Genomic DNA, 1490 nt, shown 5'->3' on the forward strand with positions numbered 1-1490 from the left:
CACTCACGAATGCCCCAGGTGCCGGTCAGGTCCGCGATCAGGCGCTCGGCGACGGCGACCTTGTGCTCGGCACTACGGGCCTGCCCCTCCTCATCAATGGTGAGGGCAATGAGCGCGGCCCCGTGTTCCTGGGCCAAGCGGGTGACCTTCGCGAACCGGGACTCGGGCCCGTCACCGTCCTCGTAGTTCACCGAGTTGATCACCGCCCGGCCACCGAGCTTCTCCAACCCCGCCCGCAACACCTCCACCTCGGTGGAGTCCAACACGATCGGCAACGTCGAAGCGGTCGCGAACCGGCCGGCGAGCTCCTCCATGTCCGCCACCCCGTCACGACCCACATAGTCCACACACAGATCGAGCATGTGCGCACCCTCACGGATCTGATCCCGCGCCATCTCCACGCAGTCGTCCCAACGGCCCTCCAACATGGCCTCACGGAACTTCTTCGACCCATTGGCGTTGGTCCGCTCACCGATCGCCAGATACGAGGTGTCCTGACGAAACGGCACCGTCTGATAGAGGGAGGCCGCGCCCGGCTCGGGGCGCGGGGACCGCTCGGGCGGCACCACACCCCGCACCCGCTCCACGACCTGCCGCAGGTGTTCGGGCGTCGAACCACAACAGCCACCGATCAGCGACAAGCCGTAGTCCCGCACGAAATGCTCCTGCGCATCGGCCATCTCCGACGCCGACAACGGAAAGTGCGCACCGTCCTTCGTCAACACCGGCAAACCCGCATTCGGCATACACATCAACGCCGTGTTCGAATGCCGCGCCAAATACCGCAGGTGCTCGTTCATCTCCGCCGGACCGGTCGAACAATTCAAACCGATCATGTCGATCCCGAGCGGCTCCAACGCCGTCAACGCCGCACCGATCTCCGACCCCAGCAGCATCACCCCCGTGGTCTCAAACGCCAGCGAGCAAATCAACGGCACCTGCACACCCACCGCGTCCATCGCCCGCCGCGCACCGATCAGACTCGACTTCGTCTGCAACAGGTCCTGCGTGGTCTCCACGATCAACGCATCCGCGCCGCCCGCCAGCAACCCCTCCGCGTTCTGCTGGTAGCCATCACGCAACACCGCGAAGTCCACATGCCCCAGCGACGGCAGCTTCGTCCCCGGCCCGATCGACCCCAACACCCACCGCTGCCGGCCATCACCCGCCGTGAACTCATCGGCGACCTCACGCGCGATCCGCGCACCGGCCTGGGACAACTCAACAATCCGATCCGCGATCTCATACTCACCCGCGGCCGAGTAATTGGAGCCGAACGTGTTCGTCTCCACACAATCCACCCCGACCGCGAAATACGCCTCATGCACCGCACGCACGATATCGGGACGCGTCACATTCAAAATCTCGTTACAACCCTCAAGATCTTGAAAGTCCTCAAGACTGGGATCCTGAGCCTGCAACATCGTGCCCATCGCTCCATCCGCAACGACCACTCGACGAGCGAGCGCCTCACGAAGAGCGGCAACACG

At 64.5% G+C, this 1490-nt stretch carries 1 protein-coding gene; it reads right to left on the reverse strand.

Annotated elements, in window-relative coordinates:
- Window positions 1-1490: homocysteine S-methyltransferase family protein (locus ACFW22_RS35845; RefSeq protein WP_386412985.1), on the reverse strand; the 1490-nt coding region annotated here is incomplete at both ends.

The sequence above is a fragment of the Streptomyces sp. NPDC058872 genome (genome assembly GCF_042743065.1).
GTDB lineage: Bacteria > Actinomycetota > Actinomycetes > Streptomycetales > Streptomycetaceae > Streptomyces.